12 protein-coding genes, 5 tRNA genes and 1 pseudogene are annotated in these 16039 nt (G+C 71.0%); 10 read left to right on the top strand and 8 right to left on the bottom strand.

Annotated elements, in window-relative coordinates:
- The 8 genes and pseudogenes from ABZ117_RS20210 to ABZ117_RS20175 form a co-directional block, all read right to left on the bottom strand.
- A pseudogene (locus tag ABZ117_RS20210) lies at positions 1-132 on the bottom strand (ATP-binding protein); the annotation flags it as partial.
- Complete coding sequence (locus ABZ117_RS20205) at positions 113-676, bottom strand: DUF742 domain-containing protein (protein WP_356822552.1); 564 nt, start codon at positions 674-676, stop codon at positions 113-115. The gene ABZ117_RS20205 and the pseudogene ABZ117_RS20210, both read right to left, overlap by 20 nt.
- Positions 677-773: 97 nt before the next feature.
- The gene (locus tag ABZ117_RS20200) at positions 774-1187 is read right to left on the bottom strand and encodes a roadblock/LC7 domain-containing protein (RefSeq protein ID WP_030948713.1); all 414 of its coding nucleotides are present in this window, start codon (positions 1185-1187) and stop codon (positions 774-776) included.
- A 10-nt stretch (positions 1188-1197) separates the two neighbouring features.
- On the bottom strand, positions 1198-4515 hold the full coding sequence (locus ABZ117_RS20195) for a nitrate- and nitrite sensing domain-containing protein (RefSeq protein ID WP_356822550.1): 3318 nt from the start codon (positions 4513-4515) through the stop codon (positions 1198-1200).
- Positions 4516-4903: 388 nt separating this feature from the next.
- Entirely contained in the window at positions 4904-5479 is a 576-nt protein-coding gene (locus ABZ117_RS20190; protein ID WP_121786724.1) for an ATP/GTP-binding protein, read from the bottom strand.
- Positions 5460-5858: a DUF742 domain-containing protein gene (locus ABZ117_RS20185; RefSeq protein WP_009190816.1), complete on the bottom strand. Its 399-nt coding sequence runs from the start codon at positions 5856-5858 to the stop codon at positions 5460-5462. The genes ABZ117_RS20190 and ABZ117_RS20185 overlap by 20 nt, the downstream gene beginning before the upstream one ends.
- A gap of 111 nt (positions 5859-5969) precedes the next feature.
- Complete coding sequence (locus tag ABZ117_RS20180; RefSeq protein WP_023546525.1) at positions 5970-6383, bottom strand: roadblock/LC7 domain-containing protein; 414 nt, start codon at positions 6381-6383, stop codon at positions 5970-5972.
- Positions 6384-6392: 9 nt separating this feature from the next.
- A complete protein-coding gene (locus ABZ117_RS20175; protein ID WP_356822547.1) occupies positions 6393-10157 on the bottom strand; it encodes a nitrate- and nitrite sensing domain-containing protein in 3765 nt (1254 codons plus the stop codon).
- A 557-nt stretch (positions 10158-10714) separates the two neighbouring features.
- On the opposite strand from ABZ117_RS20175, the gene ABZ117_RS20170 reads away from it, so the two are divergent.
- The 10 genes from ABZ117_RS20170 (at position 10715) to ABZ117_RS20125 (ending at position 15999) form a co-directional block, all read left to right on the top strand.
- Complete coding sequence (locus ABZ117_RS20170; protein WP_356822545.1) at positions 10715-10909, top strand: hypothetical protein; 195 nt, start codon at positions 10715-10717, stop codon at positions 10907-10909.
- Between the two features lie 241 nt (positions 10910-11150).
- Positions 11151-11936 (top strand): fumarylacetoacetate hydrolase family protein, encoded by a 786-nt coding sequence (locus ABZ117_RS20165; RefSeq protein ID WP_356822543.1) that lies wholly within the window; start codon positions 11151-11153, stop codon positions 11934-11936.
- Positions 11929-13410: a glutamate--tRNA ligase gene (gene gltX, locus ABZ117_RS20160; RefSeq protein WP_356822541.1), complete on the top strand. Its 1482-nt coding sequence runs from the start codon at positions 11929-11931 to the stop codon at positions 13408-13410. Before ABZ117_RS20165 ends, gltX begins: the two co-directional genes overlap by 8 nt.
- A gap of 281 nt (positions 13411-13691) precedes the next feature.
- Positions 13692-13763, top strand: a tRNA-Gln gene (locus ABZ117_RS20155).
- 21 nt (positions 13764-13784) lie between these two features.
- Positions 13785-13857, top strand: a tRNA-Glu gene (locus ABZ117_RS20150).
- Between the two features lie 29 nt (positions 13858-13886).
- Positions 13887-13959: transfer RNA gene (locus tag ABZ117_RS20145), tRNA-Glu, on the top strand.
- A 21-nt stretch (positions 13960-13980) separates the two neighbouring features.
- Positions 13981-14052 (top strand) — tRNA-Gln (locus ABZ117_RS20140).
- A gap of 28 nt (positions 14053-14080) precedes the next feature.
- Positions 14081-14153, top strand: a tRNA-Glu gene (locus tag ABZ117_RS20135).
- A 303-nt stretch (positions 14154-14456) separates the two neighbouring features.
- On the top strand, positions 14457-15218 hold the full coding sequence (locus ABZ117_RS20130; protein ID WP_356822539.1) for a GAF and ANTAR domain-containing protein: 762 nt from the start codon (positions 14457-14459) through the stop codon (positions 15216-15218).
- Positions 15211-15999, top strand: coding sequence for a GAF and ANTAR domain-containing protein (locus ABZ117_RS20125; protein ID WP_356822537.1), 789 nt, complete (start codon positions 15211-15213; stop codon positions 15997-15999). The genes ABZ117_RS20130 and ABZ117_RS20125 overlap by 8 nt, the downstream gene beginning before the upstream one ends.
- The last annotated feature ends 40 nt before the right edge of the window (positions 16000-16039 follow it).

Here is a 16039-nt window from a genome sequence, read left to right as displayed (position 1 = left end):
TGTGCGCAGCGGGTTGATCTCCGAGACGGCGCCGACGAACGTGGTCTTGCCCACGCCGAAGCCGCCCGCCACCACGATCTTCGCGGAGGTGGTGGAGCGGGAAGGACCGCCGCTAGAGCTTGCGAAGTCCACTGAGCACCCTTTCGAGCAGTGTCACGTCTGGCTGGCCACCGGCGTTCTCGTCGCCGCCGGGCTGATGGATGGCGACCAGGCCCGCCTCCGCCAAGTCGGCGACGAGAATCCTGGCCACGCCGAGGGGGATCGTCAGGAGGGCCGAGACCTCGGCCACCGACTTGATCTCCCGGCACAGGTTGCAGATCCGCTGATGCTCGGGCAACTGGCCCTGCATCTGGTGCGGAGCGGCGGTGGTGTGCACCAGTGCCTCGATGGCGAGCTGGTAGCGCGGGCGGGTCCGGCCGCCGGTCATGGCGTACGGACGCACCAGGGGGTTGTTCGCCGCGGGGGCCGGCTCGGGGCGGCGCTGCGGCTGTACCGGCTGGATGCGCGGGGCCGGGGGCTGGTCGTACGGGGACGGTCCCGGGCCCTGCGGGGCGTACGGCTGCCGGTGGCTGGGGGCGGAGGGGAAGTTGTACCGGTTCGCCGAGCCGTCGCCCTGACCCTGGGCAGGGCCGTACGACCAGTTGCCCGAAGACGAACTGCCTGGGGGTGTTGCCACTTTCTCCTCCTCCTACTGCGCCGGGCGCCCAAAAAATCTGCGGAGCCGCGTCCCGAAACCTTACGGCCCCGGGACACGCGAACGCACCGTCCGATTACTAGTTGAGAAGGCTGCCCTGGAGCTCCGCGCGGAGATCCGGGGTCAGAACCGTGCCCGCGCGGTCCACCAGCAGGGCCATCTCGTACCCGATGAGGCCGATGTCCGCTTCCGGGTGGGCCAGCACCGCGAGCGACGAACCGTCGGAGATGGACATGAGGAACAGGAATCCCCGCTCCATCTCCACAACCGTCTGGTTCACGCTGCCGCCCTCGAAGATGCGCGAGGCACCGGCGGTCAGCGAGGTCAGACCGGAGGCGACGGCAGCGAGCTGGTCGGCGCGGTCACGGGGGAAGCCTTCGGACATCGCCAGAAGGAGTCCGTCGGCGGAGACCACCACCGTGTGGGACACCCCCGGGGTGTTGTCCACGAAGTTGGTGATCAACCAGTTCAGGTTCTGTGCCGCCTGGCTCATCGGGCTCACACTAACGCTCCTGGTTGTAGGTGCTGTCAGGACCACCGTGCTGATCGGTGGTTGCCTGGCCGTTCGTTTCACTGCCTGCGCTGCGCCCGCGCTGGACGCCCCGGCGCAGGTTGCTCAGCCTGCCCCGGACGTCCTCCGGAGCGCGGGAGACCTGTGGGCCTCCCTGGGGGGTGTTCTCGGCGGCGCCCTCGACCAGATTGGCCTTGGGTACCCGCCGCGGCAGGCCGGAGGCGGTGACCCCGCCTGCCTTGGGCTTGCGGAGCTGGGCGGCCTGCTGCCAGCGCTCGTCGTTCGCCGAGCGCCAGTCGGTGTTGCCGCCCGCCGCCGGTGCCCCCGGAGCGTCGGCCGGTGCGGGAGCGGGCGTCTCCTGCCGCACCCGCGCCATGCCGTTCGCGGAGCCGGCGCCCTGGGAGGCGCCCGCGGGTGAACCGCGGCGGGGCAACCCGGCGTCGGTCACCTGGGGTGCGGCGGCGGAGGCCGTGTCCGGACGGTCGAAGCCTACGGGGTTCCGCTCACCTGCGTCAGCGGCCTGCGGAGCTTCCGCTTCCGGAGCGTACTGGGCCGGATAGCCGTTCTGGTAGCCGTCCTGCTGGGGCCAGTCGTCCTGGTAGGACGGGGCCTGAGCCGGTTCCGCGTACGCGGACGCGGGCTCGCCGTAGCCACCGTTCTGGGAGAAGCCGTCGTGCTGCTGCTGCTCGGCTTCCGGCGCGTAGTACTGCTCGTCGTACGGCTTCTCGTACGACCCCGAGTACGTCTCCTGGTACGGCTGTTCCTGGTACGCCTGCGGGTCCTGGTACTGCTGCTGCTCCTGGTACGGCTGCTCCTGGTAGGAGGTCTGCTGCCGCTCCTCGTACGCGGACTCCTCGTACGGCGACTGCTGCGGCTGCTCCCGGTAGGACTGCTGCTGTCCCTCGAAGCGCTGGTCCCCGTAACCGGCCGCGTCCTGCTGCGGCTCGGCGGGGCGCTCGTCGGCGGACGGGGTCTCCAGGGCGGCGCGGCGCCCCTCCCGCGTCAGGGAGCGGCCGACGGGGTCCAGGTCACGGGCGTCGTCGGGGACCTCGGTGTACCGGCTGTCGTCGAAACCGAGTTCGGCGGCGGTCCGCAGCGACGGCTGCTGCTGTTGCGGGGCGAAGCTCTCACCCTGGAACTGCTGCTCCGGGATGATCTGCGAGACCGTGAACTCCTCGCGGTCCAGCGGGGCCTCGCCGCCACCACCGTGCGTGATCGCGTCCGGCAGCATGACCAGCGAGGTCGTACCGGCCTGTTCGCCGGAGGGACGCAGCTGGACGCGGATGCCGTGCCGGTCGGACAGCCGGCCGACCACGAACAGGCCCATGCGCTGGGAGATCGCGACATCCACGGTCGGCGGGTTGGCCAGCTTGTGGTTGATGTCCGCGAAGTCCTCGGCCGTCAGACCGATGCCCTTGTCGTGGATCTCGACCATGACGCGGCCGTCGGGCAGCCGGGTCGCCGTGACGCGCACCTTGGTCTGCGGGGAGGAGAACGTGGTGGCGTTCTCCAGCAGCTCGGCCAGCAGGTGCACGAGGTCGGTGACCGCGCGGCCGTGGATCTCGGCCTCCGGCACGCCCGACAGCTCGATGCGCTCGTACTGCTCCACCTCGGAGGAGGCGGCGCGCAGCACGTCGACCAGCGGGACCGGCTGGTCCCAGCGACGGCCGGGCTCCTCGCCGGCGAGGACCAGGAGGTTCTCGCCGTTGCGGCGCATACGGGTCGCGAGGTGGTCCAGCCGGAAGAGGTTCTCCAGCTGGTCCGGGTCGGCCTCGTTGTTCTCCAGGTCGGTGATCAGGGTCAACTGGCCCTCGATCAGCGACTGGTTGCGGCGTGACAGGTTGGTGAAGATCGCGTTGATGTTGCCCCGCAGCAGCGCCTGCTCGGAGGCGAGCCGCACCGCCTCGCGGTGGACCTGGTCGAAGGCGCGGGCGACCTCGCCGATCTCGTCCTTGGTGGTGATGGGGATCGGCGCCACCCGGGTGTCGACCCGGCCGGGGTCGGTGCGGGACAGCTGGTCGACCAGCATCGGCAGACGCTGCTCGGCGATACCGAAGGCGGCGTTGCGCAGCTGGCGCATCGCGCGGCTCATCTGGCGGGCCACCAGGCCGGCCAGGATGAACGCGGCCAGCAGGGCGATGACGACCACGGCACCCGTGGTGAACGCCGAGGTCTTGGCGTCGTCGGCGATGCCCGACGCCTCGTTCACGGCCCGGTCCGCCATGTCGGACTCGATCTGGCGGTAGGCCTTGTACTTCAGCGTGTTCAGCGCCCACCAGTTCTCGGCGGTGATACCGCCCTGGGCGAGCCCCTGCCGGGTGAGTTCGCCGGTGTCCTTCATCGTGGCCAGGGCGCCGATGAACTTGGACGGGTCGGACGGCGGGGCGATGTACCTCGGGTTGCGCCCCTTGGCCTCCTCGGCCAGGGCGGCGGCATCCGACTTGATCTTCGTCTCGGCGTCGGTCAGCCGCTGCGCGTCGGCCTCGGTGCCACCACCTATGTACTCCTCCCGGGCGATGCGCTCCAGGTAGGCGTACGAGGACAGGGAGACCCGCTGGGTCGCCAGGTTCGGCGCGTCGGGACCGGGGTTGACCAGCAGATGGGTGCCGATCGACCGCTCCAGCGACAGGGCCGCCTTGGTCAGCGACATGGCGTAGACGGTACGGCCGTAGGAGGTGATGTTGCCGGTGCCCAGGCCGAGTTCGTTGGCGAACTCCATCAGGGGGTGCGCGAGATTGACGTACCCCTCCTCCGTCTGCACACCGTGCATCTTGGAGGTGTACGCGGCCTGGCGCAGCGTCGCCAGCTGGGGCTCGGCCTCGCGGAACAGCTTCAGCCGGCGCACCAGACCCGACGTGCGCGGCATGTTCTTGGTCGCCTCGGTGAACGTGACGGCGGCCTGGTCCGTGGCCTTGCGGGCCGTGTCGACGGTCTGCTTGGCGGCGGCGTCCTTCTTGTGCAGGAGCAGGGGAGCCGCGGAGACGTCCCGCTCGTTCTCCAGGGCGTTGGCGTAACCGAGGGCGGCGCGCACCAGACGGGCGGTGCTCTCGGCGTCACGGGCCTGCTGCCAGGTGTCGATGGAGCTCTTCACCTGGAAGCCGCCCATGACGAGGCCGACCATCACGGGTATGAGCAGGATGGCGTTCAGACGGGTGGGCACCCGCCAGTTCCGCGGGGAGAGACGGCCGCCGCTGGACACGGGAGTGGCCGCCGGCTCCGCTCCGGGCGCGGGGGTGGGCGCCGCAGCGCGCGGCGGCGGGGTGAAGTTGCCCCGCGCCGACGGCTCGGGACCGTTCTTGCTTCGCCTCACTCGACCAACAACCTTCCGGCGGTCGGCACCTTCGTCGTGCCGCAGTCTCTCAGAACCCGGTTCGTCATCGACCACTCAGTACGCACTCAGTACGTCTTTGACCATTGGGCAGTTCAGGCATTCCAGCACGTGGACCAGTGCACATCCAAACACTGCAAACTTGGTAGTGGTGCAGTTGTAAACGCAAGATAAAACGGTCATAAAGAGCGAGCCCCGCCAAAAGGCGGGGCGTTCGTGCGCGCAGCGGCACCGCGCGACCGCGTCGCGTGGCGAGACCGGACGATTCCTCTGCCGAACTGTTATGAACGCCGGAGCCGACCGTGTCTAAGGCCACAGCCGGCTCCGGAACCTTCACGACAACTGCCCTGTCGCTCCTCGTGTCCGAGTGCTATCGCAGGCGCGCCATCAGGGCGTGCTCGACCAGGGTGATCAGCGCCGACTTGGCGTCCGCGCGGTGGCGGGCGTCGGTGGTGATGATCGGGGTGTCGGGGCCGATCTGGAGGGCCTCACGGACCTCGTCCGGCGAGTACGGCTGGCTGCCGTCGAAACCGTTGAGGGCGATGACGAACGGCAGGCCGCTGTTCTCGAAGTAGTCGACCGCGGGGAAGCAGTCGGCCAGACGCCGGGTGTCCACGAGGACGATGGCGCCGATCGCGCCGCGGACCAGGTCGTCCCACATGAACCAGAAGCGGTCCTGGCCGGGGGTGCCGAACAGGTACAGGATCAGGTCCTGGTCCAGGGTGATACGGCCGAAGTCCATGGCCACCGTGGTGGTGGTCTTGTCCCCGGTGTGGGTCAGGTCGTCGATGCCGGCCGAAGCGGACGTCATGACGGCCTCTGTGCGCAGCGGGTTGATCTCCGAGACGGCGCCGACGAACGTGGTCTTGCCCACGCCGAAGCCGCCCGCCACCACGATCTTCGCGGAGGTGGTGGCCCGACCCGTGTCAGAGCTTGCGAAGTCCACTGAGCACCCTTTCGAGCAGCGTCACGTCAGGAGCGCCGCCGTTGTTCTCGTCGCCACCCGGCTGATGGATGGCGACCAGGCCGGCCTCGGCGAGGTCGGCGACCAGGATCCGTGCCACTCCGAGCGGCATGGCCAGCAGCGCGGAGACCTCCGCGACCGACTTGACCTCGCGGCACAGGTGGCAGATGCGCTGGTGCTCAGGGAGCAGTCCCATGAGCGCGGCCGGATCGGCCGTGGTGCTGATCAGCGCCTCGATGGCCAGCTGATACCGCGGCCGGGTCCGGCCGCCGGTCATCGCGTACGGCCTTACCAGCGGCTGGTCGCCCTCATCTCCGTACGGCTCCGCGTACGGATCATGATGAGCGGTGGGCGGGGTCATGAATCCTCCGGGCGGGACAGCAAGTCGGTCAGTCAAGCCGTCTGACGGGGCCGGTGGGGGGATTGTGGCGGCCGGACGGTGTTTTTGTGAGGTGGGTGGTGCCGGGGGCGGTCAGTGAAGCAGACTGCCCTGGAGTTCGGCGCGCAGGTCCGGGGTGAGTACCGCACCCGCGCGGTCGACGAGCAGTGCCATCTCGTAGCCGACGAGGCCGATGTCGCACTCGGGATGGGCCAGAACCGCGAGGGACGACCCGTCCGAGACGGACATCAGGAAGAGGAACCCGCGTTCCATCTCGACGACCGTCTGCGCCACCGTGCCGCCCTCGAAGATCCGGGACGCCCCGGCCGTCAACGAGGTCAGCCCGGACGCGACGGCCGCCAGCTGGTCGGCGCGGTCCCGCGGGAAGCCTTCGGACATCGCCAGCAGAAGGCCGTCGGCGGAGACCACCACTGTGTGGGACACCCCGGGGGTGTTGTCCACGAAGTTGGTGATCAACCAGTTCAGGTTCTGTGCCGCCTGGCTCATCGGACTCAACTAATGCTCCTGCTGGTGAGTGGGGCTCGGGAAGCTGCCGGTCTGGCCGCTGCCGGCCTGACGGCCCTGAGCGATGCCCCGACGAAGATTGGTCAGCCGTCCGCGTACGTCGTCAGGCGCACGCGAGACCTGCGGACCGGCTTGGTGCTGTTGCTGCTGAGCGGTTCCCGGGACGAGGTTCGCCCGGGGCACGCGGCGCGGCAGGCCGGAGGTGGTGATCCCGCCCGCGGCGGGTTGCCGTACGCGCTCGGCCTGCCGGACGAGTTCGTCGTTCGGCGAGGCGCGCCAGGAACCGGTGTTCGAGGCGGACCGCTGGGGAGCCGTGGCGGGTGCCTGCGGCTGCTGCGGCGCGGGCGCGTTCTCCTGCTGCTGGATGCCGTGGAACCAGTTGGTCTCCAGCGTGTCGTACAACGGGGTACGGCCGTCACCCGGTCCGGCCGGCGGCAGCGCCTCCGGCTCCTGGCGGACCGGACGCTGCTGCGGCTCCTGGCGGACCGGACGCTGCTGCGGGGCCGGCGGGCGCGGAGCGCCGAACTCGTCCCGGCCGGCCGGCTGCGGGCGCTCGAACTGCCCGGTCTGCGCGGGATCCTGGCGGCCCGGCAGGGCGTGCTGACCGGTGGAGCCACTGTCGTAGCCGCCGTCGAAGCCCTGCGGCGCCTGGGGTGCCTGGGGGGTCTGCGGTGCCGGGAACCGGCCCGTGGGCCGGTCACCGTTGTCCTGCCGCGCGGGCGCCGCCGACGTGCCGAACACGTCGGAGCGGACGAACGGGTCGGAACCCTGCCGGCCGCCGGCGTCGGGACGCGCGTACCGGCCCGGCTGCTGCGCGGTGTCCGGGCGGCCGAACTGGCCCGTGTGCGCGGCGGAACCGGGGCCGTCGGACAGCTCCGGGCGCGGGTACTCGCCCGTGCCGGACGGACCCGGACCCTGCCGGTCGTCCACGCGCGGCATCGGCGCGGTCTGCGCCGGGTCCTGCTCGTCGTGGCCGCGCGGGGTGTCCAGCGAGGCACGCGACAGCGGGGCCTGGGAGGTGCCCCAGTCGGGCGTACGGCCCTGCAGCGGGGCCCCGCCGGGCAGCTCGGCCCGCGGACCGCCGCGCGGCGGCAGCTGGGGCTGGCGGCCCTGGTCGGAACCCGCCGGGCGCTGCGCGTTACGGCCGCCGAAGGCGTCCTGCTGCGGTCCGCCCGGGTTCGCGGCCTGGAGGCCCTGCGGGCCACCCGGCGTCTGACCGCCGAAGGAACCGGCGGCGGGGGGCGTGCCCTGCTCGAACGCCGACGCGGGCCTGGGGCCCTGCCGGCCGTGCTGCGGACCACCGGCGCCGCCCTGCGGGCCACGTGCTCCGCCCGGCGCGCCGGGACGGCCGCCCTGGCCTGCGCCGGGCAGCGCGGCCCGGGGACCCTGGCCGGAACCGACCTGGCCGCGCGGACCGGGACCGGCACCGAGCAGACCGCCACCGCCCGGGGCGCCACCGAGGGCGCCGCCGTTGCCGCCGGTCGCCCGCCGGGCCGCGGCCGCGCCGGCGGCTGCCTGCGCGGCGGCCGGACCACCGGTCGACACGGGCGCGCCGGACTTGCCCGGGACGGGCTTCTTGCCGCCCTGGGCGACGTCCACGGGCAGCATGACCAGCGCGGTCGTACCACCGGAGTCGGAGGGGCGCAGCTGGATGCGGATGCCGTGGCGCTGCGACAGACGGCCGACCACGAACAGACCCATGCGGCGGGAGACGGAGACGTCCACGGTGGGCGGCGAGGCGAGCCGCTCGTTGATCGCCGCGAGGTCCTCGGGGGAGAGGCCGATACCGGTGTCGTGGATCTCGATCAGCACCCGCCCGTCGGGCAGGGCGTGACCGGTGACCTTGACCTTGGTCTGCGGAGAGGAGAACGACGTCGCGTTCTCCAGCAGCTCGGCGAGCAGGTGCACGAGGTCGTTGACCACGCGGCCGGCCACCTCGGTGGTCGGCACGGAGGCCAGCTCGATGCGCTCGTACTGCTCCACCTCGGACGCGGCGGCGCGCAGCACGTCGACCAGCGGCACCGGACGCGTCCAGCGGCGGCCGGGCTCCTCACCCGCGAGGACGAGGAGGTTCTCACCGTTACGGCGCATACGGGTGGCGAGGTGGTCCAGCTTGAACAGCGAGGACAGCTGGTCCGGGTCGGCCTCGCGGGACTCCAGCTCGGAGATGAGCGAGAGCTGACGCTGGATCAGGCCCTGGGAGCGGCGCGAGAGGTTGGTGAACATCGCGTTGACGTTGCCCCGCAGCAGGGCCTGCTCGGCGGCGAGGCGGACCGCCTCGCGGTGCACGTCGTCGAAGGCCGCGGCCACCTGGCCGATCTCGTCCCGGGAGTGCACACCGACCGACTCCACGGAGGTGTCGACGTCCTGCGGGTCCGTCTCCGACAGCTGCTTGACCAGCTCGGGCAGCCGGTCCTGGGCGACCCTCGTCGCGGTCTCCTGGAGCCGGCGCAGCGACCGGATCATGGACCGGGCCACGACGAACGCGCCGACCAGCGACACGCCGAGCACGAGCAGGATCAGCGCACCGGAGATGATGGCGTCGCGCTGGGTGGCGCTCTTCAGCTCGCGGGCCTTCTGCTCCATCTCCTCGAGCAGCGTGTGCTCGATCTTCTTCATCTGCTCGAGCTTGGTCGAGCTGGCGTCCACCCAGTCGCGGTACGAACGCGCCGGCAGCTGCTGGAGGCCGTCGGGGGACTCGAAGGAGCGCTTGGCGTACGTGTCGGCCGTCTTGATCGTCGCGTTGCCGTCGTCGATCGGCTGGAGGAGCAGCTCGGCGTCCTGGTTGGCGTAGATCTTCCGGAAGATCGCCAGCTCGGAGCCCTCGCTCTCGTAGGCCGACTGGCCGTAGAGGCGGTCGTTCTCGGAGAGGTCGCCCTTGGTGGCGTTGGTCGCGGGCAGCGCGGCGGCGATCATGGCGCGCTGCACGGACGCGTACTCCTTGGCGGTGGAGAAGGCCGCCAGGGCGCGGGTGCGCGAGATCATCTCCGGGTTGCTGGACGCCTCGGCCATGTCCTGGGAGAGGCCGATCAGCTGGGTGATGAGCCGGTGGTAGGACTCGACCGTCTGGGTCGCGTTGTCCTTGGACGCGTACGCCTTGTCGCGGATCTTGGCCAGGTCGTCCAGCTGGTTGGCGAGACCGACGAGCGCGTCACGCACGCCCTGGAGGTTGCCGTCCTTGCTGGCCGCGTCGATCTGCTCGGAGGCGTCCAGGAAGTTGTCGCGGGCCCGGTTGGTCTTCTGCTGGTAGGCCTTGACCTGGTAGTCGTTCGTCTTCAGGCCGCCGTGCGACAGGGGACCGGCGGACTGGTCGCGCTCGTCCTGGAGGGCGGCGGCCAGCTCGGTCGCCTGCTTGGTCATGTCCGTCAGCAGCTTCATGTTGTCGAGCTGCTGGATGTCGTTCATGTTCTGGTCGATGCGCAGCGCGCCCAGCGAGGTCGCCGCGACCACGGGCAGCGCGAGCAGCGACACCAGGCGCGTGGAGATGCGCCAGTTGCGCAGCAGCAGGCGTGAACCGGCGGTCGGGAGCTGCGTGGACTTCGCCGCCGGCGTGGGGCTGCCCGCGGACGCCGCCGTCGTGGCGCCCGACGAGGCCGGCGCGCCGTGGCGCCCGCCACGCTCGCCGCCGTCTCCGGACGGGCCCGGACCCTGGCTGTGGGCGTGCTGGGGCGAGGAGCTGCCCTTCATGGGGCCAGTCCCGTCGTGCGACTCCGGCTCCGCCGAAGCGCTGCCATCCCTCTTGAAACGTCCCTGCACTAGCGTCGCAACCTCTGGACCAGGCGCCCCTCCGCGTGAACGGAGGGACACGGTGTCGGCGTCGTGGAGAGCGCCCTGAATACGCCCCCCGGGTGGTCTTGAGTGACCGGCGCTGGTTCCCCCCTGTCCCGCCGCCGCTCGGCGCTGCGTAGCGCCACCTGCACCGGCTCGATCCCGCGGCGGTCCGTGGAATTCCAGCACAGTGAAGGATCTCCAACAAGGGCAGTGGGCCGAGCTGTGACCTACGTGACGGGGTGTGAGGGGTGGGTTACCAGCCGTGGGAGCGATCTCGGTGCAAACCGGGCGTACCGCTGTGAGTCGCCGCTGGGTACGAGGTGTCCCAGTCGCCATGATCAGGAGCGGAATGGTGGCTTCAGGTGGTCAATGTCCGTTTCGCTGAGGCGGGTCGGCGGCCGGAATTGACCGGTTTGCCCGTGCATTCGTGAGCAAACTCACAGGCATGTCGTGCGCGGTCGGCGCCTCCGGCGGGGAATCGGATGTTTAGCCTGACGCTTTACAAGAGCGGCCACTACGACCAGAGGCACAGGACGACAACGGTGAAGACGACGATGATGTTCCGCCCGATTGCCAACCCGCGGCGCACGACCCTGGCGCACCTCGACGACGCCGGCGACCTGGCCACGCCCGAGCTGCCGGAGCACACGATCGACCTCCCCGCCCAGACGGCCAACCCCCGGCGCACGGTCCTCATGGAGGTCCCGGCCGGCGCCGGAGCCCCGGCCGGCGCGTAGCCGGACAGCATCGCCGGGCGCGGCCGGACGGATCGCACGACGATCCCCCGGCCGCGCTCTGTTTTTCCCCGGCGGACCCCGTCGACCTGCGGCGCAGCCCCCGGCGATCGCATTCCCCCGCTCCGGTTCCCGCGGCCGGAAAACGCCCGGCCGGCCGTCGCACCAGCCGAACGCGGGGCCGTCCGACCGGTTAACCTGGGGCGTCAGTACGCCGGTTCTCAGTGAGGGGCGCAAGGATCCCGTGCGCATCGCCAGGTTCTCCATCGACGGGAACGTCGCCTTCGGCGCGGTCGAGGGCGACAAGCAGGACGAACTCGTCCTCGACATCATCAAGGGCATCCCGTTCGCGGACTACGAGCTGTCCGGGACGAAGGTGCCGCTCGCCAAGGTCAGACTGCTCCCGCCGGTCCTGCCCAACAAGGTCGTGGCGTTCGGCCGCAACTACGCCGAGCACGCGCGCGAACTGGGCAACGAGGTGCCCGAGGCGCCGTTCGCCTTCCTCAAGCCCTCCACCTCGGTGATCGGCTCCGGCGACGACATCCAGTACCCGTCGTTCACCGAGGAACTCCACCATGAGGCGGAGCTGGCCGTCGTCATCGGCCGCATGTGCCGCGAGGTGCCGCGTGAGCGCGTCAAGGACGTGATCCTCGGCTACACCTGCGCCAACGACGTCACCGCCCGCGACGTCCAGCGCCGCGAGAAGCAGTGGGCCCGCGCCAAGGGCTTCGACACCTCCTGCCCGCTCGGCCCGTGGGTCGAGACGGGCCTGGACCTGGAGCGCGCGAACGACCTGACGATCCAGCTCACGGTCGACGGCGAACAGCGCCAGCTGGGCCGCACGAGCGAGATGCTCCACTCCATCGAGGACCTGGTCGTCAACATCTCCGAGGCGATGACGCTGCTCCCCGGCGACGTCATCCTCACCGGCACCCCGGCGGGGGTCGGCCCCCTCCACGTCGGCGACGAGGTCGCCGTCACCATCGAAGGCATCGGCACTCTCACCAACAAGGTTGTCAAGCGTGGCTAGCGCACCCGGCTCCCCCGTACGCGTCCGTTTCTGTCCCTCGCCCACCGGTAACCCCCACGTGGGGCTGATCCGCACCGCCCTGTTCAACTGGGCGTTCGCGCGGCACCACCAGGGCACCCTGGTCTTCCGCATCGAGGACACCGACGCGGCCCGCGACTCGGAGGAGTCCTACCGGCAGCTGCTCGACGCGATGCGCTGGCTCGGCTTCGACTGGGACGAGGGCCCCGAGGTCGGCGGCCCCCACGCGCCGTACCGCCAGTCGCAGCGCATGGACATCTACCGGGACGTCGCCCGCAAGCTGCTGGACGCCGGCCACGCCTACCACTGCTACTGCTCCCAGGAGGAGCTGGACACCCGCCGTGAGGCCGCCCGCGCCGCCGGCCGGCCCTCCGGCTACGACGGCCACTGCCGCGACCTGAGCGCCGGGCAGGTCGAGGAGTACCAGGCCCAGGGCCGCACCCCGATCGTCCGCTTCCGGATGCCCGACGAGGCGATCACCTTCACCGACCTGGTCCGCGGCGAGCTGACCTTCACCCCGGAGAACGTGCCGGACTACGGCATCGTCCGCGCGAACGGCGCCCCGCTGTACACGCTGGTCAACCCGGTCGACGACGCCCTGATGGAGATCACCCACGTCCTGCGCGGCGAGGACCTGCTCTCCTCCACCCCGCGCCAGGTCGCCCTGTACCGGGCGCTGACCGAGCTGGGCATCGCCAAGGGGACCCCCGCCTTCGGCCACCTGCCGTACGTGATGGGCGAGGGCAACAAGAAGCTCTCCAAGCGCGACCCGCAGGCGTCCCTGAACCTCTACCGCGAGCAGGGCTTCCTGCCCGAGGGCCTGCTCAACTACCTGTCGCTGCTGGGCTGGTCGCTCTCCGCGGACAAGGACATCTTCACGATCGACGAGATGGTCGCGGCCTTCGACATCGCCGACGTGAACCCCAACCCGGCGCGCTTCGACCTGAAGAAGTGCGAGGCGATCAACGGCGACCACATCCGGATGCTGGAGGTGAAGGAGTTCACCGAGCGCTGCCGCCCGTGGCTGCGGGCGCCGTTCGCCCCGTGGGCGCCGGAGGACTTCGACGAGGCCAAGTGGCAGGCGATCGCCCCGCACGCCCAGAGCCGGCTGAAGGTCCTCTCCGAGATCACCGCCAACGTCGACTTCCTCTTCCTGCCGGAGCCGGTCCTCGACGAGGCGTCGTGGACCAAGGCGATGAAGGAGGGTTCGGACGCGCTCCTGCGTACGGCCCGCGAGAAGCTGGAGCAGGCGGACTGGACCTCCGCGGAGTCCCTCAAGGAGGCCGTCCTGGCCGCCGGTGAGGCGCACGGCCTCAAGCTCGGCAAGGCCCAGGCGCCGGTCCGCGTGGCCGTCACCGGCCGCACCGTCGGCCTGCCGCTCTTCGAGTCCCTGGAGATCCTGGGCCGTGAGCGGACGCTGGCCCGCATCGACGCGGCGCTGGCGAAGCTCGCGTAACCGGACGGACCACGGCAGGGGCGGCACCCGGAGTTCCGGGCGCCGCCCCTGCGTCGTCGGTACGGCTGCCCGGCGCCCGAGCCGCGCACCCCGCCGGGGAGGCCGCCGCGCAGGGCGTGCCGGACCCCGCCGAACTCCCGGCGCTCCTCCGCGCGGATACCCGTTTTGGAGCCCCGTCCACCTTCGGGTAATGTTCTTCCTGCGCCGAGGGGAGCGGGCCGGAAGGCCGGAACCCCACGGAGCACGCTAGAACGAGATCCCCGCAGGGGCTTGAGTTCCAGTGGCCTATGGTGTAATTGGCAGCACGACTGATTCTGGTTCAGTTAGTCTTGGTTCGAGTCCAGGTAGGCCAGCTCGCAGAGCTCATCTGCAAAGCCCCCGTTGTGTAGCGGCCTAGCACGCTGCCCTCTCAAGGCAGTAGCGCCGGTTCGAATCCGGTCGGGGGTACTGATCTCGACGATGTCGGGATCGCTAGGGCCCCCGTTGTGTAGCGGCCTAGCACGCCGCCCTCTCAAGGCGGTAGCGCCGGTTCGAATCCGGTCGGGGGTACTGTCTGGTCTAAACCATCATTGGTCTATGGTGTAATTGGCAGCACGACTGATTCTGGTTCAGTTAGTCTTGGTTCGAGTCCAGGTAGACCAGCTGGGATCTGCGGAAACGTAAGATCCAGGCCCCCGTTGTGTAGCGGCCTAGCACGCCGCCCTCTCAAGGCGGTAGCGCCGGTTCGAATCCGGTCGGGGGTACGTACAGGGAAGGCCCTCCACTTCGGTGGGGGGCCTTCGCCGTTTCCGCCCCCGCTAACTCCACGCGCGCCATGAGCGGTTCCACACCCCCGCCGTACCCGCGCCGGCGTGCCCGCTTCCTCGCAACACCGCCACCTTTCGATCGCCGGGCCCGGCGGCGCGGCGGGCTACGATCGAGGAGAAGGGCTCCGAGCGAAACGGCACGTGACGGGTCGCGCCGGAGCGGGCAGAGCCGGGACCGCTGACGCGGCAGTGATCGGACGTGTCGGTCGAGGGCCGGCCGCGCGCGGGGAGGTGAGGGCGATGTCGGGTGCGCCACCGGGCGGCGGCGACGCGGAGCGGGACGCCCATGCCCTGCGCGCCCGGATCGCCCGGGAGCTGATCGACGCGGTCCGGGACGTCCCTCCCGCCTCCGTGCCCGGGGCCCTCTGCCGGATCTGCGTGTCCTTCCTGCCGGACGTCTCGGGGCTGTCGCTGTCGGTCATGGGAGAGGGCGCGGGGGTGGGCGTCGTCCTGTTCGCCAGCGACGGGGTGGCCGCCCAGCTCGCGGAGATCCAGTACACGCTCGGCGAAGGACCGTGCACGGAGGCCGTACGGCTGCGCGCGCCGGTGTTCGCCACCGACCTCACCCGCGTCCCGGACATCCGTCGCTGGCCGCTGTTCTGCGCCCAGGCGGCCAAGGCGGGCGCCGGGGCCGCGTTCTCGGTGCCGCTGTCCGGTGCCGCGGGCGCGCTGGGCACCCTCGACCTGTACCGGGCGGCCCCGGGGCCGCTCGACGACGGCGAGGTGCGCACCGCGCTGCTGGTCGCCGACGCCCTCACCCTGGCCGTCACCGCCCTCGACCACACGTCGTCCGACTCCGGTGGAGTCGTACTGTGGCTTCAGGGAGCCGAGTCGGACCGGGAGGAGATCCACCAGGCCACCGGCATGATCATGGTGCGGTTGGGCGTGAGCGCGGAGGAGGCGCTGCTGAGGCTGCGCGCCCGGGCGTTCGCCCGGGGCGGCACGTCCCTCGACACCGCGCGGGCCGTCATCGACGGCACCATGGACATGGGCCATGAGTGAAGAGCTGAACATGCGGGACGACAGCGCCAGGGAGGCGAGCATGAACCGCGAGCGGGAGCTGGCGACGGCGTTCGTCGACCTGGCGGACACCTATGCGCCGGGCTTCGACCCCCTTCGCCTGTTCCAGCGGCTGGTGCACACCTGCCGGGGACTGCTGGACGTGGACGCGGCGGCGGTGATGATCGCCGACGCCCGGGGCACGTTGAAGACGATGGCCGCCACCGAGGAAGAGGCCGCGTTCATCGAGCTGATGCAGATGCAGACCGGGAGCGGCCCCTGCATGGACTGCTACCGCACCGGCGAGGGACGCAGCGTCCCCGACATCGCCGCCGAACGCGCACGCTGGCCCGAAGTGGTCGCCGCCATGTCCGACGCCGGCTACCGGTCCCTGCACACACTGCCGGTGCGCCTGCACGACCGCACACTCGGCGCGCTCACCCTGCTGAACACCGCCACGGGCGACCTCCCGGACGGCGACCTCGATCTGGCGCAGGCCCTCGCGGACTGCGCCACGCTGGCACTGATGCACTGGGCCACGGAACCGCGCGGCGACGACGTCGTCACGCGCGTGCAGAGCGCCATCGCCGCCAAGTCCGCCCTGGAGACCGCCAAGGGCATGATCGCCGCGTACCACGGGCTGCCCGTGCACGAGGCGGGACGTCTGCTGGCCGACTACGCCAACGGCCACGGCGTCAGCCTGGCCGACACCGCGCAGGCCCTGGTCGGCCGCACCATGGAACTCGCCGTCGTCCTCAACGGGAACAAGACCGCCGGACACTGACCGCCGCACGGTCGTACGGCGCCGACGGGCCGACCGCGGC

It is taken from the genome of Streptomyces sp. NPDC006309, assembly GCF_040613095.1.
Classification (GTDB): Bacteria; Actinomycetota; Actinomycetes; order Streptomycetales; family Streptomycetaceae; genus Streptomyces.
Note: the sequence above shows the minus strand (reverse complement) of the source record. Positions and strands in the feature narration are given on the sequence as shown.

Coding starts and splice junctions, on each gene's coding strand:
- ABZ117_RS20200 (WP_030948713.1), bottom strand. CDS start 1,187: ATGAGCCAGGCGGCACAGAACCTGAACTGGTTGATCACCAACTTCGTG.
- ABZ117_RS20185 (WP_009190816.1), bottom strand. CDS start 5,858: ATGACCCCGCCCACCGCTCATCATGATCCGTACGCGGAGCCGTACGGA.
- ABZ117_RS20180 (WP_023546525.1), bottom strand. CDS start 6,383: ATGAGCCAGGCGGCACAGAACCTGAACTGGTTGATCACCAACTTCGTG.
- ABZ117_RS20130 (WP_356822539.1), top strand. CDS start 14,457: ATGTCGGGTGCGCCACCGGGCGGCGGCGACGCGGAGCGGGACGCCCAT.
- ABZ117_RS20125 (WP_356822537.1), top strand. CDS start 15,211: ATGAGTGAAGAGCTGAACATGCGGGACGACAGCGCCAGGGAGGCGAGC.